Source organism: Pseudomonas sp. BNK-45 (assembly GCF_047456255.1).
In the GTDB taxonomy this organism is placed as follows: Bacteria; Pseudomonadota; Gammaproteobacteria; order Pseudomonadales; family Pseudomonadaceae; genus Aquipseudomonas.
The window spans coordinates 4,754,344-4,775,840 of record NZ_CP179909.1 but is presented as its reverse complement, the minus strand read 5'-3'; the positions used below and the strand labels follow the sequence as shown (position 1 = coordinate 4,775,840).

General features: G+C 66.3%; 17 protein-coding genes and 1 pseudogene. 7 read left to right on the top strand and 11 right to left on the bottom strand.

Annotation, left to right across the window (positions count from 1 at the left end):
* Nucleotides 1-2: 2 nt before the first annotated feature.
* Complete coding sequence (locus tag ACMGG8_RS21375; protein WP_414158359.1) at nucleotides 3-1,823, bottom strand: serine hydrolase domain-containing protein; 1,821 nt, start codon at nucleotides 1,821-1,823, stop codon at nucleotides 3-5.
* A gap of 175 nt (nucleotides 1,824-1,998) precedes the next feature.
* On the opposite strand from ACMGG8_RS21375, the gene ACMGG8_RS21370 reads away from it, so the two are divergent.
* The 4 genes from ACMGG8_RS21370 to ACMGG8_RS21355 are packed head-to-tail and all read left to right on the top strand — an operon-like array spanning nucleotide 1,999 to nucleotide 8,371.
* Nucleotides 1,999-3,117: an AAA family ATPase gene (locus ACMGG8_RS21370; protein WP_414158358.1), complete on the top strand. Its 1,119-nt coding sequence runs from the start codon at nucleotides 1,999-2,001 to the stop codon at nucleotides 3,115-3,117.
* Nucleotides 3,114-3,551 carry a hypothetical protein gene (locus ACMGG8_RS21365; RefSeq protein WP_060843363.1) on the top strand — a complete coding sequence of 146 codons (438 nt, stop codon included), beginning with the start codon at nucleotides 3,114-3,116 and terminating at the stop codon, nucleotides 3,549-3,551. Before ACMGG8_RS21370 ends, ACMGG8_RS21365 begins: the two co-directional genes overlap by 4 nt.
* Nucleotide 3,552: 1 nt before the next feature.
* Nucleotides 3,553-5,370: a hypothetical protein gene (locus ACMGG8_RS21360; RefSeq protein ID WP_414158357.1), complete on the top strand. Its 1,818-nt coding sequence runs from the start codon at nucleotides 3,553-3,555 to the stop codon at nucleotides 5,368-5,370.
* On the top strand, nucleotides 5,363-8,371 hold the full coding sequence (locus tag ACMGG8_RS21355) for a bpX6 domain-containing protein (RefSeq protein WP_414158356.1): 3,009 nt from the start codon (nucleotides 5,363-5,365) through the stop codon (nucleotides 8,369-8,371). Before ACMGG8_RS21360 ends, ACMGG8_RS21355 begins: the two co-directional genes overlap by 8 nt.
* Before the next feature lie 125 nt (nucleotides 8,372-8,496).
* Here the strand turns inward: ACMGG8_RS21355 and ACMGG8_RS21350 are convergent, their stop codons facing one another.
* Nucleotides 8,497-9,063 (bottom strand): GNAT family N-acetyltransferase, encoded by a 567-nt coding sequence (locus ACMGG8_RS21350; RefSeq protein WP_060838945.1) that lies wholly within the window; start codon nucleotides 9,061-9,063, stop codon nucleotides 8,497-8,499.
* A gap of 273 nt (nucleotides 9,064-9,336) precedes the next feature.
* On the opposite strand from ACMGG8_RS21350, the gene ACMGG8_RS21345 reads away from it, so the two are divergent.
* Nucleotides 9,337-9,768: a GTP pyrophosphokinase gene (locus ACMGG8_RS21345; protein WP_414158355.1), complete on the top strand. Its 432-nt coding sequence runs from the start codon at nucleotides 9,337-9,339 to the stop codon at nucleotides 9,766-9,768.
* Between the two features lie 36 nt (nucleotides 9,769-9,804).
* On the opposite strand, the gene ACMGG8_RS21340 is transcribed toward ACMGG8_RS21345, so the two are convergent.
* The 4 genes from ACMGG8_RS21340 to ACMGG8_RS21325 all read right to left on the bottom strand — a co-directional run bounded on the left by ACMGG8_RS21340 (nucleotide 9,805) and on the right by ACMGG8_RS21325 (nucleotide 14,010).
* Complete coding sequence (locus ACMGG8_RS21340) at nucleotides 9,805-10,134, bottom strand: hypothetical protein (RefSeq protein WP_060843366.1); 330 nt, start codon at nucleotides 10,132-10,134, stop codon at nucleotides 9,805-9,807.
* A 53-nt stretch (nucleotides 10,135-10,187) separates the two neighbouring features.
* A complete protein-coding gene (locus ACMGG8_RS21335; RefSeq protein ID WP_414158354.1) occupies nucleotides 10,188-11,645 on the bottom strand; it encodes an amidase in 1,458 nt (485 codons plus the stop codon).
* 105 nt (nucleotides 11,646-11,750) lie between these two features.
* On the bottom strand, nucleotides 11,751-12,872 hold the full coding sequence (locus ACMGG8_RS21330; RefSeq protein WP_060843368.1) for a polyamine ABC transporter substrate-binding protein: 1,122 nt from the start codon (nucleotides 12,870-12,872) through the stop codon (nucleotides 11,751-11,753).
* Nucleotides 12,873-12,978: 106 nt separating this feature from the next.
* The gene (locus ACMGG8_RS21325) at nucleotides 12,979-14,010 is read right to left on the bottom strand and encodes an AraC family transcriptional regulator (protein ID WP_060838950.1); all 1,032 of its coding nucleotides are present in this window, start codon (nucleotides 14,008-14,010) and stop codon (nucleotides 12,979-12,981) included.
* 70 nt (nucleotides 14,011-14,080) lie between these two features.
* On the opposite strand from ACMGG8_RS21325, the pseudogene ACMGG8_RS21320 reads away from it, so the two are divergent.
* Nucleotides 14,081-14,329: pseudogene (locus tag ACMGG8_RS21320) on the top strand (TRAP transporter large permease subunit); the annotation flags it as partial.
* Between the two features lie 248 nt (nucleotides 14,330-14,577).
* Here ACMGG8_RS21320 and ACMGG8_RS21315 read toward each other — a convergent pair.
* The 5 genes from ACMGG8_RS21315 to ACMGG8_RS21295 all read right to left on the bottom strand — a co-directional run bounded on the left by ACMGG8_RS21315 (nucleotide 14,578) and on the right by ACMGG8_RS21295 (nucleotide 20,620).
* Entirely contained in the window at nucleotides 14,578-15,195 is a 618-nt protein-coding gene (locus ACMGG8_RS21315) for a DNA-3-methyladenine glycosylase family protein (protein ID WP_414158353.1), read from the bottom strand.
* Between the two features lie 115 nt (nucleotides 15,196-15,310).
* Nucleotides 15,311-16,225: an alpha/beta hydrolase gene (locus ACMGG8_RS21310; RefSeq protein WP_060838953.1), complete on the bottom strand. Its 915-nt coding sequence runs from the start codon at nucleotides 16,223-16,225 to the stop codon at nucleotides 15,311-15,313.
* 20 nt (nucleotides 16,226-16,245) lie between these two features.
* The gene (locus ACMGG8_RS21305) at nucleotides 16,246-18,480 is read right to left on the bottom strand and encodes a TonB-dependent siderophore receptor (protein WP_414159964.1); all 2,235 of its coding nucleotides are present in this window, start codon (nucleotides 18,478-18,480) and stop codon (nucleotides 16,246-16,248) included.
* Between the two features lie 110 nt (nucleotides 18,481-18,590).
* Nucleotides 18,591-19,928 (bottom strand): histidine kinase sensor domain-containing protein, encoded by a 1,338-nt coding sequence (locus tag ACMGG8_RS21300; protein WP_414158352.1) that lies wholly within the window; start codon nucleotides 19,926-19,928, stop codon nucleotides 18,591-18,593.
* The gene (locus ACMGG8_RS21295; protein ID WP_108543224.1) at nucleotides 19,928-20,620 is read right to left on the bottom strand and encodes a response regulator transcription factor; all 693 of its coding nucleotides are present in this window, start codon (nucleotides 20,618-20,620) and stop codon (nucleotides 19,928-19,930) included. Before ACMGG8_RS21295 ends, ACMGG8_RS21300 begins: the two co-directional genes overlap by 1 nt.
* 181 nt (nucleotides 20,621-20,801) lie before the next feature.
* On the opposite strand from ACMGG8_RS21295, the gene ACMGG8_RS21290 reads away from it, so the two are divergent.
* Nucleotides 20,802-21,497, top strand: coding sequence for a transcriptional regulator (locus tag ACMGG8_RS21290; RefSeq protein WP_414158351.1), 696 nt, complete (start codon nucleotides 20,802-20,804; stop codon nucleotides 21,495-21,497).

Here is a 21,497-nt window from a genome sequence, read left to right as displayed (position 1 = left end):
CTTTAGAACCTCAGGTAGTGGTGGGTGTAGGAACGCTTGAATGAGTAGCCCAGGACGCTGATGCCATTGATCTGGCGGCGCACCGTATCGCCCAGGCCCGGGCCCTGGCCGGCGATGACGGCGTGGGCGTTGTCCAGCGGGGCCAGGATGTAATCGGTGAGCACGCGGCCCTGTTGCAGGCTGCGGATCATCAGGAAGCCGTCTTCCACGGCGATGCTGATGTCGCTGATGGGGGCGGCCGAGTCCTCGTTGAGGGCCTGGTAGGTGCCCACCGTGGCCAGCCAGTTGTCGGGCAGGGGAACCGGATCGACGCGTTCGCCCATGGCCAGCAGCTGGCCGTGACGCCGGGCGGTGAACACCCGGCGCCCCTGGACGTTCACCAGGTCCAGCTGCACCCGGCCGAGGTCACCCAGGTCCTGCAGCCATACGCCGAGGAATTTTTTCTGGGCCCGCAGCCAGCCTTGTTCGTCGCGCAGCAGTTCGAAGCGTTTGCCGGCCAGTTCGCCGAACAGCCGCTGGTCCTGATCGCGAATGCGGAATACGCCCCAGGCGGTGGCATAGAAACCCGCCAGGTGCTGGCGGTCGGCGGCTTCCGGAACCCGGCGCCGCGCGGTGACCCGCTCCTGGGGCTGGGCGCCGTCGCGCTTCTGGCCCGCGGGGACACCGTGGGCCTGCAGCAGCATGCGCAACACCTTGGGCACCAGCGGCTTGGCCACGGCCTCACCGGAGCCGGAATTGCTCATCACGATCACTGCCAGCTGCTGCTCCGGCAGCACACTGACCCGGGCCTGGAAGTCGCTGCCCACCGCGCTGTGCTGCCAGGTGCGGATCCCCGGGCGGACCCACTCCTCGCCACAGGGCGAGAGGTACCAGCCCAGGCCCACCTGGCAATCGAAATCCAGCGGGTTGCCGTTGTTCTGCGTCCGCCCCATTTCCCTGATCGAGGCCGGGGACAGCACCTGGCGGTCCTTGTAGTGGCCCTGGGCAAACAGCATCCGCACAAAGCGGCTCAGGTCCCGCGGGCTACTCCACAGGCCCGTGGCGGACAGGTCGCGCAGCGGTTCGTCGGCGCTGCCGACCCCGTCGACATAGCCCCGGGCGCGGTAGGGCTGGGCCTGGCTGGTGCCGAGGAAGCTCGACTGGCTCATGCCCAGCGGGCGCAGCAGGCTTTTCTGCAACTGGCGCTCGAAGTCCAGACCGCTGCTGCGCTCGATCGCCGCACCCAACAGGGCGTAGCCCAGGTTGGAGTAGGCGGTCTGGGTGCCGGGGCAATGGGTCAGCCAGACGCCGCTGACCTTGCCCGGCAGCTCGCCCAGGGGCTGGGTGGTGTAACGGTCGCGCAGGTATTCGGTGGGCAGGCCGGACTGGTGGCTGAGCAGACGGCGCAGGGTCACGGCCTGGTCGGCGACGTTCTGGTCCTGGTGAAAGCGCGAGCGGACGTAGAATTCCCGCAGGCTGTCCTGCAGGGGCGCGTCCAGTTGCAGGCGGCCCTGTTCCACCAGTTGCATGACGGCGGTGGCGGTCAGCAACTGCGACAGGGCCCCGGCCCGAAACGCGGTGTTTTCCGTCACTTGCAGGCCGCGGGCCTGGTCGGCAAAACCGAAACCCCGCGCCCAGATCAGCTCCTGACCGTCCACCAGGGCGATGGACAGCCCCGGCACCCGATGCTCGGCCATTTCCCGGGGGATGTACTGCTTCAGGTAACCGATGATGCTGGCGTAGTCGCCGCGGCCGATGGTCGGCGGCGCGGGGGGTTGGCCATTGCAGCCCAGGCTGCCCAGGAGCACGCCCAGCAATGGCAGGTGAAGAAGTTTGGGAGACATACCGCAACCGACCGGAAATTCGATGGGCGGATGCTAGGGAAGGGCGTTTGCGGAGTCTTTGGCAGCTTTGTCGGGAAACTGTCAAAGAGTGTTAAGTGCCAGGCTGCCGAGGCGAGTCTTTGCTCGAGTCAGGGACTCAGGCAGAATCCACGGCTTTTATTCAGGGATGACGAAGATGACCACCTCATTGCAAAGTGCTGCTGCACAGATTCGTAGTGTGGTTCGCGTCGCTACCCAGGGGCTGGTCGGTCGCGAGCAATTGGCTGAACTGATTGTCCTGGCGGCTGTGGCTCAAGAGCACTTGCTGGTGATCGGGCCACCGGGTACCGCAAAAAGTGCGGTGGTGCGTCGCGTGGCCCAGTCCATGGGCGGGCGCTACTTCGAATACCTGCTAGGGCGTTTTACCGAGCCTTCGGAGCTGTTTGGTACGGTCGATCTGAAGAAACTGCGCGAAGGAACGGTGGAAACCGATGTCAGCGGCATGCTTCCAGAAGCCGATATCGTCTTTCTCGATGAGGTCTTTCTAGGCTCCACGGCCATCCTCAATACCTTGCTCGGGGTGCTCAACGAGCGTCGCTTCAGACGTGGCCACACTCAGATCCAATGCCCTTTGCGGGTGTGTGTCGGCGCCGCCAACGCTTTGCCTGAAGACCCGGCCCTGGCTGCATTCGGGGATCGATTCCTGCTGCACCTGTTTGTCGATGCGGTGCCGGACAATCAACTCGAAGCCCTGCTCAGCGGTGGCTGGCAGGTGGAGCGCCAGGCCGTGGCGCAGATGCTCGACTTGAGTCAGCTCGAGGGCCTCAATGATGCTTTGAAGGATGTCGATCTGGAGGGCGTGCGGCCAGTGTTGGCCCATGCGATCAGGTGCTTGCGCGAGGCGGGAATCAGCCTATCCGATCGACGCATCGTCAAGTCCCAGCGGCTGATCGCTGCGGCCACCTTGTTGTGCGGCAGGGTGCAGGCCACGGAGGCGGATCTCTGGCCACTTATTTATGCACTGCCCACCCAGGACAGCCAACAGCGGGGGCGTGAGGTGTTGCGAGAGCTGCTGGCGAAGTCAGGCAACAGCCATCTGTTCGGCGCGGTCGAGGAGGCCACCCTGCAACCGCTGTCCCGGCTCCACCGCTTGCTGGAAAGGGCTCGGGAACTGTTGCAGCGAACGGAGCTCGATGGCACCTCCATAGAGAGCATGCTGCGCGAGATCGACGCCAACTTCGACGCGCAGAACCTCCCGGAGCCGCTGCAAATCGTGCGGGCACAACTGGTGGGCCTGCTGGCTGTGCTGCCATGAGTGGCGTACCGGCGTTGACTTGGGCCTGGCGTGAACGAGCGGTGGCGCAGCCGCCGCGGGCGGCGGTCGCCTGGGATGCGGTTGCCCGGCGTTTGCATCAGCGCTTGCAGCAGTTGCCTGCCACGCAGGCCGAGCGTTTGCAGGCCACCGCCAATGCTCGGGTGCTGGTGGTGCTGGGAGCTGAATCCGACTTGCCCTGGGTCGAAGGCGTCCAGTATGCCGCCAGTCATGAACAGGCTCCCGCGTTATGGCTGCCGACCCGTTACGAACCTGAGGTCGCCATCGACCTGTTGGCGCAGGCACTGCTCGACAAAGAGGCGCGTTCCCTCTTGTTGTTGTGGCCAGAGCCCGCCGCAGTGATTCCTCTGGATCGGCAATTGCCGGTCACTGAGGAGCATTTGGCACGTATTGCCGACTACTGGGCGCAGAGCTGATATGCAGTTACCGCAAAGCCTTCAACCCTGGAGCGATTGGCTGCATTGGCTCGATCTCGAGTTGCAAACCGTGCTGGGCGATTGTCTGCGGCGCCTGCATCCGCTGCTGGGGCCGCTCAGCGGGCGACTGCAGGGCGGTGATCCGGAGCCCGATGGCCTGGGCGATCTGCACCAACGAGGCTCCTATGAGCGTTTGCTTGCCAGCGAATGGCTGCTGGCCGAGGAGCTGCCGGAGGAATTTCTGCGGCGTGCTGTTAGCGCGGAGCATCTGTTCGTTGCGCCTCAATACCGGACCCACCAGGCCAGCGGCACGCTGATTGCGCTGTTTGATGCCGGGCCCTTGCAGCTGGGCGCGCCAAGGCTGGTTCACCTGGCGCTGATGATCATCCTGGCGCAGCGTGCGCGTGCGGCAGGCGCGGAGTTTCGCTGGGGCGTCCTGCAGGATGCCGACAACCAGCTGCACAAACTGGAGACGGCGGTGCAGTTACGGCACCTGCTGGGGCAACGGACCTTCCAGTGCGTGGAGCCGGAGCATGGGCAGCGCTGGAGTGAATGGCTGAGCGCGCAGTCCGAACCTTGGGCTGAATGCTGGGTGATCGGGCAGCGGCTGCCGATCGACGACATGGGCCTGGCCGGTCGCTATCAGGTGCAGGTGCAGCAAAGCCTCGACGGTGGCTCCCTGGAGGTCGAGATCAGCGGCGCCAGGCGGGCCAGGACGTGCTTGCCAATTCCCCCGGTCAATGCCGGCCTGCGCTTGCTCAAGGGCGAGTTCCAGACGCCTGCGGCTGTAGAAGGGCGCTCTGCGATTGCTGCTCCACGGGTGCTGCTGACGCTGGCGCCGGTCATCTCCGATGCCGGAACCCACATTGCCATGGTGCTGCTGGACCAGCCCGGATGCCTGATCCTCAGGTTGCCGAGTGCGGCGCACAAGAGGCCTGCGACGATTCACCAGCAGCTCTGGAAATCCAGCCGCCGGCCCTTGGCCATGAGCTTCGTGAGGCGCAAGCCGGGGGCGTTGCTCAGCTATGACGATCGCCTGTCGTTCTGGAACGTAGGCGGCCTGCCAGATGTCTTGCGTCCCAGTCCAGATGTGCTCAAGCTGCCGTCGGGCACCGCGACGCTGCTGGCCTGCGCCTGGCTGCACGATGAGAATCATGGGCGCTATTTTGTTCTCGACAGTGAGGGGCGGCTGGCCAGATGGTCAGTGCTGCGTCATGCCTCCCCCGATGAGCCCCCCGGCACTTGTCTGCTGCTGGCAGACCATGTTCTGGGCCTGTCCAAGGTCGATTCCCAGACCTTGGTGTATGTGCGTGAAGAGGCCGGGCAATTACTGGCACGCACCGCTTGTGCAGGAGGCGAAATTCGCCAGACCTACCGTCTAGGGGCCGCCGCCGGGGTTACACAGATACTGGTGGCGGCCGGAGGGCATTGGCAAAAGGACTTCGGTGCCTGCGCTTTGCTGACACCGGGCGCCGCGGGCGAGCGCTGGCAACTGCTGACGCGCAGCGGCAGTCAGGAACTGCGCCTGGCACCGAGGTGGCGTGGCTTCGGCCTGTGGCATGACCCCGTGCGCGAGGGCAACTCACTGGTTTTACTGGGACCCGATAGACGCACCGTTGCGCTTTATCACTCGGGCGAGCAGCGGGTCTTGTTCAGTTGCAGCGATGAAGTCGTCAAGAGCAGCTTCTGCTCCATCAGCGGATTGATTGCAGTGCTCACCGGAACGCGCGAGCTGCTGGTCTATTCCCTGGCGCAGGAGCGGATGCGTCTGCAGATTCACTGCAACCTGAAACCCAGCGAGGAGCTATCCCATGCCTGAGTCGACCGCCTGGGTGATCCGTCGTCCGTTGTTGCAGGGCAGGCAGCCGGTGGCGGCTCTGTGGTTTGCCCATGAGCGCTTCAGTGAAGCGCAGCGCCAGCGAATGATCCTTGAGCAATGGCAACCCGGCGCCAGCGCCCGGCGTTTTGCCGACGGTGACCTATTGTCGTTCGCCCAGCCTCAGTGGCGGGTGTGTGAGCAGCTTGAGGGGTGGCCGTTGATACGTCTCGGGCCGGTCTTGTGCTCGGCAGCGCTGGACCCGCAAGAGCGCCAGGCCTTGCCACAGGCCGATCTCTGGTTGGTCCGTGGTGGTCAGGTACAGGCCCTGCAATTGGCATCTTCCCGTTTGCTGGCGCCTGGAAGCTGGCTGGAGCTCGGCGACTACCCGTTATTCGATACCTTCGACTGCCAGATGAGTTTACCGTCCCAGCTCCCTGAGCCAGAGCCGCTACAGAGCGACATCCGTCAGATCCTGGGTCACTGTGTGGCCGCGCCGGACCCGGAGCGTGAGGTGGTCATGCGGGCTTTGGCCGAGCGGCAGCCGCGTCAATCGACGACCGGCAAGGCGCGCAAGTTCTCCATGGGGCAGGCAGTCCAAGCCATGTCGGCGCCTGGCAAGCAGCGCTGGCTGCTGCATGGCGGCCTGGCGTTGTTGGGCCTGATGCTGTTTTTCAACCTGGGCCACAGCCTGCTCAAGCCCCGGCAGATCGACGCGCAAGCTGGGCCCGAGGATCTGCTGCTGTGGATTGCATCGATACTGCTCAGTTCCGTGCTGTTTACTCTGTTTCTGGCATGGCTGGGCCGCCAGTTGCGGGTTCAGCCCGGCGTGAGCGGCAAGGGCTCCCAGCACTCGGCGACCAAGCGTGCTGCTCAAGGCCTTGTCCAGGACCAGGGGGGGACGCCGGGTAATAGTGCCGAGGGCGGGGCCTGGGCGGCGGAGTCGGCCTGGCAGCAGGCGCCAGCGATCAAGCCCCGGGCCCAGGCACGGCGCTTCAAGCCGTCAGTCTGGCGCAAGTGGCTGCAGCGTCTGGTTCAGGGAGTGGTCTGGCAAGACCTGTATGGTCGGCGCCAGGCGGCCTATCTGCAGCGCATGCTCGACATGTTCGAGCGTGGCCAGTTAGACGAGGCCCTGCGCCACGCGATTCCGCTGATGAAGGACGGCATGCCGAGCGATCCTTCTTTTGCTACCCCGCAACCACGCAAGGACCTTGACCTGAACCGCGGGGAATCGGTATCGCGCAACCTGATGCTCAACGATGAGATTCGCGAGCACCTGCGCCAGGTCTATCGGCAGAGCTTCAACCGGCTGGACCGTGAGGGGCGTATCGAGGAGGCCGTGTTTGTCCTCGCCGAGCTGCTCAACGCCCATCAGGAAGCCCTGGACTACCTGGAGCGTCATGGGCGCTTCGAACAGGCGGCCGGCCTGGCCCTGGCCTGGGACTCTCCGGCGTCGGTGATCGTCCGCTTGCTGTGCCTGGCCGGGGATTGGCAGCAAGCCTTGCATGTCGCGCGGCGTGACGACGCGTTCGCCGATGCGGTGGTGCTGCTGCAAGAGCGCTGGCCAGAGCAGGCCGAGCAGTTGCGCCTGGAATGGGCATATCACCTGACGCGTCAAGGTTTGTGGCTGCAGGCGGTGGATGTGATCTGGAGCCTGCCAGCCGAGCGTGAGCGGGCGGCTCAATGGCTGCTCGCCGCCGAGGCCGCTGGAGGACGACTGGCGGCGGCAGCCCTGGTCAAGCGTGCCATCCTGCTGCCGGACACCCTGGATGCCTATGCCGACTATCTGATGCAACTGCGTGACGAGCCGCAGCGCAGCACCGAACGTGCGGCGCTGGCCGAGGCGTTGTTGCAGCACAAGTCGCAGAGCAAGCCGCTGGCCTGGCTGGCAAACGCCCTGGTGCACGCGCTGCTGGCCGACGCCGCTCAAGGCGTGGGGCAGATGCAGACGGCCCAGTTGCTGTCGCTGGTCAAACTGAGTCAGAACAAGCTGTTGCAGCAGGACCTGCCCGCCAGGCTGTTGCCGCGCCACCGGCCTGTGGCCCTGGCCGAGCGCAGTGAGCCGCTTGAGTGGCGTGCGGGCGATGCCGGCGCTCGTCCGATCCTCGATGCCGTGCCCCTGGACGACGGGCGTTATCTGCTGGCGCTCGGGGAGGCCGGTGCGGCGGTGGTCGACGCGCAAGGGCGGGTGCTGTTCAATTTTGCGCTGCCAGCCTGGCAGATTGTCCTGGCACATGGGCGGCAGGTAGCGCTGGTGCTGGCCCGGCGTGACAAGGTCTGGCGTGTCAGCAAGCTGGATCTGGTGCAGCGTCAGGCCAGGGACCTGGGAACGCTGATGCTGCAGCAGTTTGCCCGTGAGTTCGATGGTGTGGCCTGGACCATTGGCCTGGAACAGGAGGTACGGGTGGTGGATGTGGACCATGGTTTCAGGACCCTGTGGCACGTCGGCGATTTGCCGGGCCAGGTCTTGCAACTGCAGGCTGATGCGCAGAATGAATGGTGGTGGATCGGTAGCGAGTCAGGTGAGAGCGAATGCTGGCACTACCGGCTGCCGGAACGACGCCTGTGTGCCCGCGACCGCTTGCAGGCGGTTGCAAAGGACGTTGATGGTCCGTCGCCCCAGCGTCGCTTGAGCCAAGACGGGGTCGTATTCAGTGTCTGGGTAAAGGCCTCCGAAGCGGCCGAACCGGTGCTGATACTGGAGTTGGCAAACAATCGACAGGGCTGGCGCGTGCCTGGCCTGGGGGACGACCTCTACCAGTCACCGCGAGCACAGCTCAGTGAACAATGGCTGGTTGCCGGCTACTTCACTGCATCGGGTGAGCAGATGTGGCACTTCATTCACCGTCCTCGGGCACAGTTGGCGGCGAGCCTGATCTGGCCTGAGTCCTGTGCAGTCGGTGTGCGTTGCCTGGGGGGCGACTGGTTGCTGTTCGATCGGCGCGGCAGGCTGGCTCACGTTGATGTCGATACTGGCCTGTTGCGTAACCTGAGCCTGTATTGAATCGGGTCTGATACCGCGAGGGGAACGAGTTCCGTATGGGCTGAGCGCGGTATGCGCGAGTCATGGCATCTTGGGGCGTTGGCCGCTGCAACCGCGCCTCAAGCCGAGGCGCGGTGCGTGGGCGGTTACAGGGCCAGGCTGTGGATCACCTGGGTCGCATCGTCAGGGTCGATGCTGCTGCGCATGCCCAGCTGTTTGGCCAGGCGGCGCATGCTGTAGTTGGCGGCGCTGTCCACCGAATACAGTTGCTGGAAGCCATTGGCGCGGGCTTCGTCGATCAGGTGCTGCATCAGCAGCGCGCCGAGGCCCTTGCCTTGCCATTGGTCGGCAATGGTCACGGCGAACTCGCAGCGCCAGGGCTGGTCGTCGACCTGGGCATAGCGACTGATGCCGATTTCCCGCAGTTCGCCGTTGTCGTGGACCAGGGCCACGTAGGCCACCCGTTGCGGGGTGCCGACGTCCATCAACTGATCCAGCAACTGATCGCCGACTTCCTTGACCTCACCGAGAAAGCGCTGGTGCCGGGTGACGGGGGAGAGGTTTTCGATAAAGGCCTTTTCCCGATCCCGGTCCTGGGGGCGCAGCGGGCGGATCAGCACATGGCTGCCGTCACTCAGGGCGTCGATCCAGTATTGGCCTTGCTGGGCCGGAAAGGGCGGTTGGGCGAGGATATCGAGAGCAGTGCTGGACATGATCAAGTCTCCGGAAAGGCAAAGGACAAGCAATTGCCCCAAGCTTTAACCCGGCGCCGATCCGGGCGCTTGATCGACATCAATGTCTGCTGCAGTCGCGCGGTGGCCGGCGATCATCGGTCATGGCCCGGCATCAATGGCCGGTTGCGCGGATACCCGAGCGGGCTCGCCCTGGTACGTGGCCCGGGGGGTATCATGGCGCGGTCGATTTTTTCGTTCGAGGTCCGCCATGCCCCAGGTCTTTGTGCATTCTTCCTGCCGCGGTACCGGCTCATGAGCAGCCTGGAGCGGGCGATCGCCATCGCCGCCCATGCCCATGCCGGGCAGGTCGACAAGGGCGGTGCGCCCTACATCTTGCATCCGCTGCGGGTCATGCTGGGTCTGCAGCGGCCCGAGGAGCGCATTGTCGCGGTGCTGCACGATGTGCTGGAGGACAGCGCGGTGACCCTGGAGCAACTGCGCGGCGAAGGTTTTTCCGCGGCGGTGCTGGCGGCGCTGTCGGCCTTGACCAAGGTCGAGGGGGAGGATTACCCGGCCTTCATCCGGCGCGCGGCGGCCAATCCCCTGGCTCGCCGGGTCAAGCTTGCGGACCTGGCGGATAACAGCGACCTGTCGCGAATTCCCGAACCGGGCGCCGAAGACCTCCGGCGCCTGGAAAAGTACCGCCAGGCCATGCACTACCTGAACTCACTGGCGGCGGACTGACAGGCCCGGCCCCTCAGCCGGGGGCCTGCAAGGCATTCAACTGTTGTAGCTGGAGAGGGCCACTTCGGCGTTGCGCGCCGGCGGTTTGCTGCCCCGGGTGCGCCAGTGTTCGATCAGCGCGCGGCCATGGGCCAGGCCGGCCTGCAGCGCGGCTTCGGTGCTGGTGTAGTCGTTGCCGTAGGGCGGGCAGGCAAAGTGCACGGAAAAGCACGGGTGCTGGCCATGGCCGGTGAGGCGTCCCACGTAGCTGAAGCTGGGGCCGGACTGGTGGGCATACAGGCTCGGTGAGCTGGGCTCGCGGATGATCATCACGTAAATGTCATGGTCGAATTGGGTGTCTTGATACCAACTGCTTGAAGAGTCCATGGTCCACCTCCTTGTCCGTAAAGCGACGCGCTGTTGCTGCGTCAGCGGGTTGTTCAGTGCAATTCGCGCCCGGGGGCGTCGAGCAGCCCGACGGGGTGGCTGAACACTCCCGCAGGCAGCAGTTTTTCCAGGGCCCGGGCGGCCCGCAGGACCAGAGCGTCGCGGCCGAAGCGGGCGACGATCTGCAGGCCTATGGGCAGGCCGGCGGCGCTCAGGCCGCAGGGCATGCTCAGCGCCGGCTGGCGGCTGAAATTGAAGGGAAAGGTGGTCGGCTGCCACATGGCGCTGACGTGTTCCGGCCAGTCCGGCGGCATCTGGCGCTCCACGGCGAACGGCTCGACCACCGCGGTGGGGGTCAGCAGCAGGTCGTATTCACCGAGAAACCCGTGCAGTCGCTGGGCCACCTGATGCCGTTCCTGCACCGCGCAGGCGTAGTCCAGGGCGTTGAGCTGGCGTGCCCGGACCTGGGCCTGCTGCAGAAAGTCGCCGACCAGGTGGCGGTTTTCACCGGGTATTTCCTGGGTCACCGCGCAGGCCACTTCCACCGGCCAGGCCCGCAGGTAGTTCGGCGCCGGGTTGCCGATGTCCGGCGAGGCCAGGACCAGGGTCGCGCCGGCCTGTTGCAGCAACTGGGCGGCGCTCAGGCAGGCCGCGGCGATCTGCGGGTCGACGTGGGCGGCGTAGCCCAGGTCGGCGCTGAAGGCGATGCGCAGGCCGTTGACACCGTCCTCGATGGCAGCGAGAAAATCCGTCGGGCCATGGGACCAGGCAAAGGGTTCGCCGGGTTCATGCTGGCTCATGAGTTCCATCAGCAAGGCGATGTCGCGCACGTGGCGGGCAATCGGCCCTTCGGCCGGCATGCCGCCGGGGTCGATGCTCGGGCAGGCGGACACCAGCCCGTGGCTGGGCTTGAAACCTATGACCCCGCAGAAGCTCGACGGGGTGCGGATCGATCCGGCGGCATCGTTGCCGGTGGCCGCCGGGGCATAACCGGCGGCGACCCCCGCGGTGCTGCCGCCACTGCTTCCACCGGCATGCAGGGCCAGGTTCCACGGGTTGCGGGTGACCCCGGTCAGGGGGCTGTCGGTCAGCGGCGTGCTGCCCAGCTCGGGCAGGGTGGTCTTGGCGATGAAGATCGCCCCAGCCTCGCGCAGGCGCGCCACCAGGGATGAGTCGTGGGGCAGCGCCGCACGCTCGGCCAGGGCTCTGGAGCCGTTGCGGGTGCGCCAGCCGCGAATGTCGTGGTTGTCCTTGACCAGAATCGGAATGCCGTCGAGCCGGCCCAGCGGCTGCCCGGCGGCCCAGCGCGCGGTGGACGCCTGGGCGGCCAGCAGCGCGGCCTGATCCTGGCGTTCACACAGGGCGTTGAGCTGCGGCTCGTGGCGCTCGATCTGTGCCAGGACGGCCTGCAGCAGGTCCACCGGGGTGAACTGCAAGCTGGCAAAGCCTTGCAGCAGCGCCTCGATCGACAGCTGGTGCAGGGCCACGTGACGGGAATTGGGTAACGACATATTCGACTCTGGGTTCAGGCACGCCGGGCGCAGGCTGCGCCACGGCATGGAAGGGCTGCCGGAACGCGCTGCGCGGCGCTCCGGCAAGCCTTCGCGGTGAGTGACTCAGCGGCCACTGGTGACCTTGACCCAGGTGCGGGTGCGGACGCGCTCGGCCTTGGCCGGCAGCGGTGCCAGGGGGAACAGGCGGGTCATGGTCGCGGCGCTGGGGAACAGGTCCGGGTTGTCCAGCAGCGACTGCTGGATGAAGGGTTTGGAGTCGGTGATGCCATTGGGGTAGCCGACATAGTTGCTGATGGAGGCGATGACCTTGGGCTCCATCAGGTAATTGAGGACCGCGTGGGCGGTGTCCACGTGCTTGGCGCCGGCGGGAATGGCCACGGTGTCGAACCACACCAGGGTGCCTTCCTTGGGAATGCGCATTTCGATGTGCACGCCGTTCTTGGCCTCGTTGGAGCGGTTGGCCGCCTGCAGGAAGCCGCCGGAGTAGCCCACGGCCACGCAGATGTTGCCGTTGGCGATGTCGCCCATCCACTTGGCGCTGTGGAAGTAGCGCACGTAAGGACGCAGCTTGAGCAGCAGGGCCTCGGCCTTGCGGTAGTCCTCGGGGTTCTGGCTGTTGGGGTCCAGGCCCAGGTAGTGCAGGGCCAGAGGCAGCATTTCGGCTGGCGAGTCGAGGAAGGTCACGCCGCACTGGCTGAGCTTCTTGAGGTTCTCTTCCTTGAACACCAGGTCCCAGCTGTTGACCGGCGCCTCGCTGCCCAGCAGTTCCTGGACCTTGTCGCGGTTGTAGCCGATCAGGTTGGTGCCCCACATGTAGGGAATCACGTAGCGGTTGCCCGGATCGCTCTGGGCCAGCAGCTTCATCACCGCCGGGTCGAGGTTCTTCCAGTTCGGCAGTTGCGCGCGGTCCAGGGGCTGGAACGCCCCGGCGGCGATCTGCTTGCTGACGAAACCGCTGGAAGGCACCACCACGTCATAGCCGCTGTTGCCGGTCAGCAGCTTGGCTTCCAGCACTTCGTTGCTTTCGAAGATGTCGTACTTGACCTTGATCCCGGTGCTGGCCTGGAAATCCTTGATGGTGTTGGGAGCGATGTACTCCGACCAGTTGAAGATGTTCACCGTGCGCTCGGGGGCGGCGTGGGCGCTGAAGCTGGCGCTCAGGGCCAGTGCGCTCAGGGAGCAGCTCAGGGCCAGGCGGGTGAGGGCGGTATGCAGCAATTTCATCTGACAACTCCATGTCTGAAATAAGCGGGACCTTCCGGGGGAGTCATTCTTGGCCGGATGGGCCCCTGAGAGAATGTTGGCAACGGTCAATAGGGGATATTTAGCGTCAATCTTGCGCCTGGTCCGAGAGCGGACCGAGCTGGCCGGCCAGTTGCCGGAAGCGTCCGGGCGCGACGCCGCTCCAGCGCTGGAAGGCATGGCGGAAACTGGCCGTCTCCTTGAAGCCCAGGGCTTCGGCGATGCGGTAGATGGGCAGGCTGTGCTGGCCCAGCAACTGTTGCGCCCGGGCATAGCGCAGCTCATCGAGCAACTGCTGATAGCTGGTGTCCTGGGCCCGCAGGCGCCGGCGCAGGGTGCTCGGGGAGCAATGCACCTGGCGCGCCAGGCTGTCGAAGTCCGGCACCGCGTGCAGCTGTTCATTGAGGATGCGCCGCACCTGATCGATCCAGGTCGGCCGCGCGCTGAGCTCCTCGTTGAGGCGGATGCAGCGTTGCAGCATGTCGTTCTGGGTCACCAGGTCCGCCAGGGGCAGGCGCCGGTCCAGCCATTCCAGGTCGAAACCGATGGCGTTGTGTCCGGCATTGAACTGCACCGGGCAATTGAACGCCTGCTCGTAGCTGTCCAGATAGGGTTGCGGCGGGTGCTTGAGGTGCACCTCGCGCAGCGGCAGCTTGCAGCCCAGCAGGTCCTGGCAGGTGACCCGGTAGGACGACATGCAGAAGTCGGTGTTGAACACCTCAAGCTCGGTTTCGCTGTACTGGTCGGCGGTGAGCCAGGCCAGGCCGTCGCGGATCTGCAGGTCGAGGTGGAAGAAGGTGCCCAGCAGCAAGGGGTAGCGCAGCGCCAGGGACCAGCCCTCACGCAGGGTGGCGCTGGTCAGCAGGGTCAGGCCGAACATGCCGTAGGCACTGATGTGCAGGTTGCGTCCCAGCACCAGCCCCAGGTCCTGGCGAAAGGCCACGGCGTTGCTGAACACGCGCATTTCCTGGCTGATGTTGATCAGGCTGTTGGGCAGCTCCAGGTCCGCCAACTGGATGCCGCTGCCTTCCAGCAGCACCTCGGCGGACACCTCGCTGCCGCGGAAGGCGTCCAGCACCGCTTGGGTGGTGTGCAGGGTCGTCAGGCGCAGTGCGGTCATCGTTGACCTCGGATTGATATCGAGGGGCGTGACTTTAGGGGTTCCGCGCCTGCGGTTCAATTGCCCCCTCGCCGGCGCTGGCGTCGGGTACATCCGTGGCGGCCTGGCGATTGCCGCAGTGCTGGCCTGCATGCTGTGCGCTGCGTTGTCCGGTTCGTCGCCGGCCACGGTGGCGACGGTGGCGACGGTGGGCTCGATTGCCGTGGCGGGCAGGGTGCGCTCAGGCTACCCCAAGGGATTCGGCGCCGAGATCATCTGCAACGCCGGGCCCCGGGGCATCCTGATTCCGCCGTCGATCGTCATGGCGGTGTACTCGGCCTGAGTCGCGCTGTTCGTGTACCGCGACATGAGGCTGCGCGACCGCGCCAAGGTGCTGCTGTTTCTGATCCTGGTGACCTACGTCCCCCTGATCTCCCTGGCCTTGCCCAACTGGCTAGGCAGGTCAACAAGGCACTGGCTATCTGTAGCCGCTGCCGCAGGCTGCGAACGACTGCGAAGCAGGCGCCGTTCTTGAGGCCCCTGAAGCCCCTTCGGGGCTTTTCGCAGCCTGCGGCAGCGGCTACAGGGTTAGGGTTGGCGGGGCGGCACGCGCCACAGGTACCAGGCGGCGGTGGTGCGCCAGGGGCTCCAGGCCTGGCCGATCTGGCGCAGCTGGCGGGGGCTGGGCGGTTGCTCCAGGCCCTTGAGGCGGCGGTAGCCTTCGCGCACGCCAAAGTCGTCCACCGGCAAGATGTCCTCGCGCTCAAGGCTGTAGATCAACAGCATCTCCACGGTCCAGCGGCCAATGCCAGGCAGTTGGGTCAGGCGCTCTATCAGCTGTTCATCGTCCAGGCCGCGGGCGCTGGCGGCATCGGGGACGCGGCCGTCGAGGGTGGCCTGGGCGATGCCGTGCAGGGTCGCCACCTTGCGTGCGGAGAAGCCGCAGCCGCGCAGGTTCTCCAGGCTGGCATCGGCCAGTTGCCGGGGCGTGGGGAAGGCCTGCCCGGGAAACAACGCGCGCAGGCGGCCGAGTATCGCGTCGCCGGCGCGGGCATGCAGTTGCTGGTAGGCCACCGCGCGCACCAGCGCCTGATAAGGCTCGCGCTCCGGGCGGGGCTGGTGCAGGCAGGGACCGACGACGGCGATCAGTGCGGCCCAGTCGGTATCCAGTGCGGCAAGAAAACGAGTGGCGGGGCAGGTGGGCATTGGCGATCCGGGGCAAGGGGGGGCGAGCGGCAGATTAGCCCGCCGTCCCAAGGCTTGCACCCCGTCTCTTGCGCTGGAACTCGGCGCCCGGGCCTTGCACCCGGGCGCAGGGTTTTCAGTCCTTGGTCGTCGGCAGATAGAGCCGCTGCAGCACGTAGTGCAGCGACGCCGCCAGGGTTTCGCCATGGCCGAGTTTTTCGAAGCTGTGGTAGTCCAGGGTCAATCCCGGCACCTGGGCCAGTTGCGCCTGCAACTGGCGGGCGCGCTGGTCGGCCTCGGGCCCCGCTGGCTGACGCGGGTTGCCCGGCTCGGCGCCGCCACGCATCAGTAACAGTTGTGCACGCTGGCCGTGAAGGCGCCCGGCCAGGCCCTGGGCCTGGGTCAGGATCAGGCCGTCGCCCCACCACAGCGAAGGACTCGCGGCGGCGTAGTGGCGAAACTCCTGGGGCCGGGCGAACAACGCCTGCAACACCAGCAGGCCGCCATAGGAATGGCCCCACAGGGTCTGCTGCGCCGGGTCGATCGGTGCCTTCGCCGCCACAGCCGGGCGCATGCGCTCGCGCAACACCTGCAGGAAGGCCTCGGCGCCGCCGCTAGGCTGCCCGGTCAGCGGGTCTTGCTGCTGCGCCAGGCCCGGCTGCTGCGGGGTGTAATCGTAGGTGCGGGCGTTGCGCTCGATGCGCAGCGGGGTCTGGTACCCCACCGCCACCAGCAGCGGCGCCGGGCCCCGGTCCAGGCGCTTGAGCTGCTCGGGGTCCAGAGCGCCGAGGGCGGCGTTGCCATCGAGCATCCACAGCACCGGGTAGCCCTGGGGCGGCGGCGCCTGCAACGGCTGGCCGATCCACAGCTGGTAGTGGCGCTGGCCGTCGGCGGAATCCAGTTGCAGGCTGCTGAAGCGATAGGGCAGGTCCTGGCGCTGCAGCAGGCTGCGGTCCATGGGCTGGTCCGGGGCGGGGGCGGCCAGGGCCGCTCCCGCCAGGTTCCAGGCCAGGGTTAGGGCCAGGGCCAGGGGCAGAAAAAAAGTGCTCATCAGGCTTTCTCGTTATTGGTTCAGAACGATGCGCTCAGGCTGGTGTACAGGGTGCGCCCGGGTTCGTTGTAGGTGGCGGCGCCGGCCCCGGCGATGTTGTTCACGCCCTGGGCATTGCCTTCACGGAACAGGCGTTTGTCGAACAGGTTGTCGACCCCGGCGGTGACGCTCAGGTGGCGGGTCAGGGCGTAGGTGCCGCTGACTCCGGCAATGGCGTAGGGCGCCAGTTGCTGGGTGGCGCTGCCGGTGACCCGGTCGCCGTGGTAGTCGTACTTCTTCGGCGTCTGCTGGCCGTACCAGGCCACGCTGGCCTGCAGCGACAGGTCCTGGGTGGCCTGCCAGTCGAGCATCGAGTTGAGGGTGTAGCGCGGGGTCACCGAGAGGTAGTCGCCGGTCTGCTTGTTCTTCGATTGCAGCATGTAGGTGAAGTTGTTGTTCCAGGTCAGTTGGCTGGCCAGGGGAATGGTCAGGGTGCCTTCCAGGCCTTCCACCAGGGCCTTGGGCACGTTTTCCCACTGGTAGATCGCTGCGTTGCGGTAGGCGCCGCTGCCGCCGCTGGCCCGGCTCACCGGGGCCAGGCCGGATTCGACCTTGTTCTTGTAGTCGTTGCGAAAGTAGGTCAGGCCGGCGACCCAGCCGTCGGCCTTGTACTCCAGGCCCAGTTCCTTGTTGACGCTGGTTTCCGCCTTGAGCTGGTCGTTGCCCTGCAGGTAGCAACTGGTGCTCTGGCCATAGCAGCCCTGGCCGCGGCTGTAGAGCAGGTAGTCGGCGTTGAGCTGGTACAGGTTCGGCGCCTTGTAGGCCCGGGCGATGCCGGCCTTGAGGGTCAGGGTGTCGCTCAGGGCGTGGGACAGGTTGAGCGATGGGCTCCAGTTGTCGCCGACGATGCTGTGATGGTCGAAACGCAGGCCCGGGGTGAGCATGGTGCCCGGGCGCAGTTCGATGTTGTCCTCGGCGAACAGCGAGAAGATCTGCGCGCTGGATTGGGTACTGCGGTTGCTGCTGCTCAGGCCGCTGACCGCACCGCCTTCGCTGGTGCTCTGGGTGTTGGCGCTGGGGTCGTCGAGTTTTTGCTGCGACCATTCGCTGCCCAGGGTCAGGGTCTGCTCGAAGCCTGTGTGCAGCGGCAGGTTGACTTCGCCGTGGGCGGTCAGGTCGCGCAGCACCGCGGTGTAGAACTCGCTGTTGCTGAAGATGCCTTCGGTGCCGCCGGCCAGGCCTTCGTTGATCCGCGTGTTGCGGGTCTTCTCGTATTGCAGGTAGGCCATGGAGCTGCCGAAGTCCCATTCGCCGCGATGGGTCAGGGCATAAGTCTGGCGGTAGCTGCGGTTGGTCTCGTGGCCCAGCAGGTTTTTCACCGTGCTGTTGCTGTTGGTGTTCTGGGTATCGCCGGTGTAGAGGTTGCCCTGGCGGCTGAAGCCGGCTTCGAAGTCCAGGCTCTGGTCCGGGGTCAGTTGCCAGCTCAAGAGGCCGTTGAGGTCCTTGTTGCGCACGCCTTCGCGGCCGGCGGGCAGGGTGCCGACCTGGTTGCCGGTGCGCAGGGATTCATTGCCGGCGTTGATGTCGGCGTCGTCGGCATCGGTCTTGGCCACATTGCCGTAGAGCCGATAGCTCAAGGTGTCGGTCAGCGGGCCGTTGAGGCCGAAGCTGGCGCGCTGGGTCGCGCCTTCGTCCTTGTGGCTGGGGAACGAGCTGTAGAGCGTGACGTTGCCGTGGGGCTGGGCGCCGGCCTGCTTGGTGATGATGTTGATCACCCCGCCGGCGGCGCCGTTGCCGTAGCGGGCCGCCGCCGGGCCACGGATCACTTCGATGCGTTCCACCTGATCGGCCGGCACCCAGTTGGTGTCGCCGCGGCTGTCGCGCTCGCCACGCCAGCCGTAGCGCACCGAGTTGCGGCTGCCCACCGGCTTGCCGTCCACCAGGATCAGGGTGTTTTCCGGGCCCATGCCACGGATGTCGATCTGCCGGTTGTTGCCGCGCTGGCCGCTGGTGGAGTTACCGGTGAGGTTGACCCCGGGCATGGTGCGGATGATCTGCGACAGGTCGTTGGCCGGCGGACGTTTCTGGATGTCCTCGGCGGTGATCACTGAAACACCGGGAGCCTGCTTGGTTTCTTCCTTGGCGGTGGCGATGACATTCTGCGGTTCCAGCTCCAGGACCGGCTGGGTAGCGCCTGCATTGGCGGCCTGCACGGCATGGCTGAGCAGGCAGCAGCCGGACAGCAGGAAAGAGGCGAAAGGACGCAGCGAAGGCATGGACATCGGTGATCTCCGGGACAGAGGCAGAAACAGAAGATCACGAATGATAATGACTGCTATTTGCGAGTAAAGCGCATTAACTTTCTAAACACTTCCAGGTCGCGGGCCTAGGCGGCGGGCAGCAGCAGGTGCAGGCACAACCCGGGGTTGCCATTGCTGGCCCAGATCCGCCCCTGGTGCAGCTCCACGGCGCGCCGGGCGATGGCCAGGCCCAGGCCGAACCCTTCGCCCTGGGCCGAGTCCAGGCGCTGGTAGGGCTGGAACATCCGTTGCAGGTCCTGCTCGGCGACCCCCGGCCCCTGGTCTTCCAGGCACAGGTGCCAGCAGGCGCCTTCGCGCCAGCCACGCAGGCTCACCCGGCCATCGGCGGGGGAATAGCGAATGGCATTGCGCAGCAGGTTTTCCAGGGCCTGGGCGATGCTGTCCAGGTGCACCTGGACCCGGCAGTCGGCGTCCAGCAGACAGGGCAGGCGCTCGGCCTGCCAGCCGCTTTCGAAGCAGGCGTCCTCGCGCAGGGCTTCCCAGATCGACAGCACCTGCACCGCTTCGGTGGGCAGTTGCGGGCGTTCGGTGTCGAGCCAGGCCAGGTCCAGGGTGTCTTCCAGCAGGCGCTGCATGTCGGCGATTTCCCGGTCCAGGCGCTGGCGCAACTGCTCCGGCGGCAAGTGGCTGTCATGGGCGATGCGCAGCCGCGCCAGGGGCGTGCGCAACTCGTGGGACAAGGTGCGCAGCAGCAGGCGCTGCTGGGCCAGGCTCTGGCGCAGGCGCTCGGCCATGTGCTCGAAGGCCAGCGCCAGCTCCCCCAGCTCGTCGTGGCGCTTCACCAGCGGCGTGCCCAGCCCCTGGCTGTCCAGGTGGTCGGCGCGCAAGGCATCGGCGCGGTCGCGCAGGCGGTTCAGGGGCAGCACCAGGTGGCGATAGAGCAACAGGCCGAGCAGGGCGGCCAGCAGGGTCGGCACCACGCCATGGCTGAGCAGGTGGGTCCAGGGCGTCAGGCCGCCGGGCAGCAGGCGCTCGGGCAATTGCAGCACCAGCCGGCCCTGTTCCGGGTGCTCGGGAAATTCGATGCTGACGTAGGGCAACTCGTCCTGCAGGCGCCGGCTCATGGGCCAGTCGAGCTTGCGCATGAAGGTCAGGTGGCTGGCGTCCTCGGCGCTCAGCGGGGTGCTGCCCAGGCGTTGCAGGCGCTCGCCAAGCACCGCGACCCAGGTGTGCTCCTCGGCCGCCAGGCGTTGTTCGAAGGCATCCACCGCCGCCGCGCCACCCTGTTGCCAGGCGGCCTCGGCCTGCTGCGCGTAGCGGGCCAGGTACTGGCGATCGGCGGGGTCGAGGAAGTAGGTGCTGCGCTCGGCCGACAGGCCCCAGGTCCAGATGATCCAGGTCAGCAGCAGGCAGAAGCCGATCTGCAGGCCGGCCAGTTTCCACAGCAGGGGATGACGGCGCATCAATGGCGCTCCGCTTCCACCAGGATGTAGCCGGCGCCGCGCACCGCCTGGATCTGCAGGTGCTGCACCCCGAGCTCGGCGAGCTTGCGCCGCAGGTTGCACACGTGCACATCCAGGCCGCGATCCAGGCGGGTATAGAGGCGGTGCAGTACGTGCTGATAGAGAAAGGGCTTGCTCAGGGTTTCCCCGGGGTGCTCGCGCAGGGTCACCAGCAGCCGGTATTCGGAACCGGTGAGGCCCGCGGCGCGGCCCTGGAGCAGCACGTCCTGGGCGTGTTCGTCGAAGCTCAGCAGCCGGTCCAGATGGGTGGCCGACGGTTGTTGTACCCGGGCCATGCGCCGCAGCAGGGCGTCGGCGCGGGCATCCAGCTCGGCCAGGCTGAAAGGCTTGGGCAGGTAGTCGTCGGCGCCCCGGGTAAAGCCGGTGATGCGGTCCTGCTCGGCGCCCAGGGCCGACATCAGCATCACCGGCGTGCCCTGTTCCCGGCGCAGGGTTTCCAGCAGGGCCAGGCCGTCCATGCCCGGCAGCATGATGTCCAGCAGCACCAGGTCGAAGTGGCCGGCACGCACCGCTGCCAAGCCCTGGCGGCCGTCGCTGCAAGGGGTCACGGCAAAGCCGCGCTGGTGGAAATGCCGGTGCAGATCGTCGCGCAGTCGGGCGTCGTCTTCCACGAGGAGCAGGGTGGGGGTCATGGGGGGCACTTGAAGGAAAGTATTTAATGAGAATGTTTTACATTTGCGAATATTGCCGCAATGTCCCGGGCGCTGCAATTGCCGCAATCGGCTGACCGGGCAGGGCAGTGCAATCAACTAAAAGTTGAATATTCAACAGTGTGTTGATATTTTTCCCGGCCGCCCAGTTTGGTAAACGCCAATGAACGTGCCTTCCGATACCCTTCTTGCCGAGCGCCAGCTGGTCCTGCAGGTGCTGGGCAGCACTTTGCAGATGCTCGCCGGCGTGGTGGGCCAGCATGTGGAAATCGTCCTGCATGACCTTGATCGCCCGGAGTCGTCGATCGTCGCCATCGCCAACGGCCATGTCACCGGGCGCCGGGTGGGTGATCCGGTGCTGGGCGGGCCGCGCCAGGACCTGGGTTTTGCCGCCGTGCTGCGCGCCCTGCAGGACCGCTCCGCCAGCACCCCGCTGGTACTGGAGAACTACCCGACCCTGGCCCCCGACGGCCGCGAGCTACGCAGCTCCACGGTGATCTTTCGCGACCGCAGCGGGCAGCCCTTCGCCAGCCTGTGCAGCAACAGCGACCTGAGCGGCATCGCCGCCGCCCACGCCTGCCTGGGCCAGTTGCTGGGCCTGGGCAGCGCCCCTGCGCCGCGCCGCGACGAAGCCCCCGACATGGAACAGTTGCTGGCGCAGATCATCCAGGGCGCCTGCCCGGCAAGCGCGACGCGCATGAGCAAGTCGCACAAGCTGGAGGCCGTGCGCCAGATGCAGGAACGCGGGGTGTTCATCGTCAAGGGCGGGATCGAGAAGGCCGCCGCGGCCCTCGGGGTGACCCGCTACACCGTCTACAACTACCTGGAACAGATCCGCGCCGAAGGCGCCGAGGAATGA

Bases quoted from the DNA above. Each gene is read 5' to 3' on its own strand.
- ACMGG8_RS21375 (WP_414158359.1), bottom strand. From the start codon at position 1,823: ATGTCTCCCAAACTTCTTCACCTGCCATTGCTGGGCGTGCTCCTGGGC.
- ACMGG8_RS21370 (WP_414158358.1), top strand. From the start codon at position 1,999: ATGACCACCTCATTGCAAAGTGCTGCTGCACAGATTCGTAGTGTGGTT.
- ACMGG8_RS21365 (WP_060843363.1), top strand. From the start codon at position 3,114: ATGAGTGGCGTACCGGCGTTGACTTGGGCCTGGCGTGAACGAGCGGTG.
- ACMGG8_RS21360 (WP_414158357.1), top strand. From the start codon at position 3,553: ATGCAGTTACCGCAAAGCCTTCAACCCTGGAGCGATTGGCTGCATTGG.
- ACMGG8_RS21355 (WP_414158356.1), top strand. From the start codon at position 5,363: ATGCCTGAGTCGACCGCCTGGGTGATCCGTCGTCCGTTGTTGCAGGGC.
- ACMGG8_RS21350 (WP_060838945.1), bottom strand. From the start codon at position 9,063: ATGTCCAGCACTGCTCTCGATATCCTCGCCCAACCGCCCTTTCCGGCC.
- ACMGG8_RS21345 (WP_414158355.1), top strand. From the start codon at position 9,337: ATGAGCAGCCTGGAGCGGGCGATCGCCATCGCCGCCCATGCCCATGCC.
- ACMGG8_RS21340 (WP_060843366.1), bottom strand. From the start codon at position 10,134: ATGGACTCTTCAAGCAGTTGGTATCAAGACACCCAATTCGACCATGAC.
- ACMGG8_RS21335 (WP_414158354.1), bottom strand. From the start codon at position 11,645: ATGTCGTTACCCAATTCCCGTCACGTGGCCCTGCACCAGCTGTCGATC.
- ACMGG8_RS21330 (WP_060843368.1), bottom strand. From the start codon at position 12,872: ATGAAATTGCTGCATACCGCCCTCACCCGCCTGGCCCTGAGCTGCTCC.
- ACMGG8_RS21325 (WP_060838950.1), bottom strand. From the start codon at position 14,010: ATGACCGCACTGCGCCTGACGACCCTGCACACCACCCAAGCGGTGCTG.
- ACMGG8_RS21315 (WP_414158353.1), bottom strand. From the start codon at position 15,195: ATGCCCACCTGCCCCGCCACTCGTTTTCTTGCCGCACTGGATACCGAC.
- ACMGG8_RS21310 (WP_060838953.1), bottom strand. From the start codon at position 16,225: ATGAGCACTTTTTTTCTGCCCCTGGCCCTGGCCCTAACCCTGGCCTGG.
- ACMGG8_RS21305 (WP_414159964.1), bottom strand. From the start codon at position 18,480: ATGCCTTCGCTGCGTCCTTTCGCCTCTTTCCTGCTGTCCGGCTGCTGC.
- ACMGG8_RS21300 (WP_414158352.1), bottom strand. From the start codon at position 19,928: ATGCGCCGTCATCCCCTGCTGTGGAAACTGGCCGGCCTGCAGATCGGC.
- ACMGG8_RS21295 (WP_108543224.1), bottom strand. From the start codon at position 20,620: ATGACCCCCACCCTGCTCCTCGTGGAAGACGACGCCCGACTGCGCGAC.
- ACMGG8_RS21290 (WP_414158351.1), top strand. From the start codon at position 20,802: ATGAACGTGCCTTCCGATACCCTTCTTGCCGAGCGCCAGCTGGTCCTG.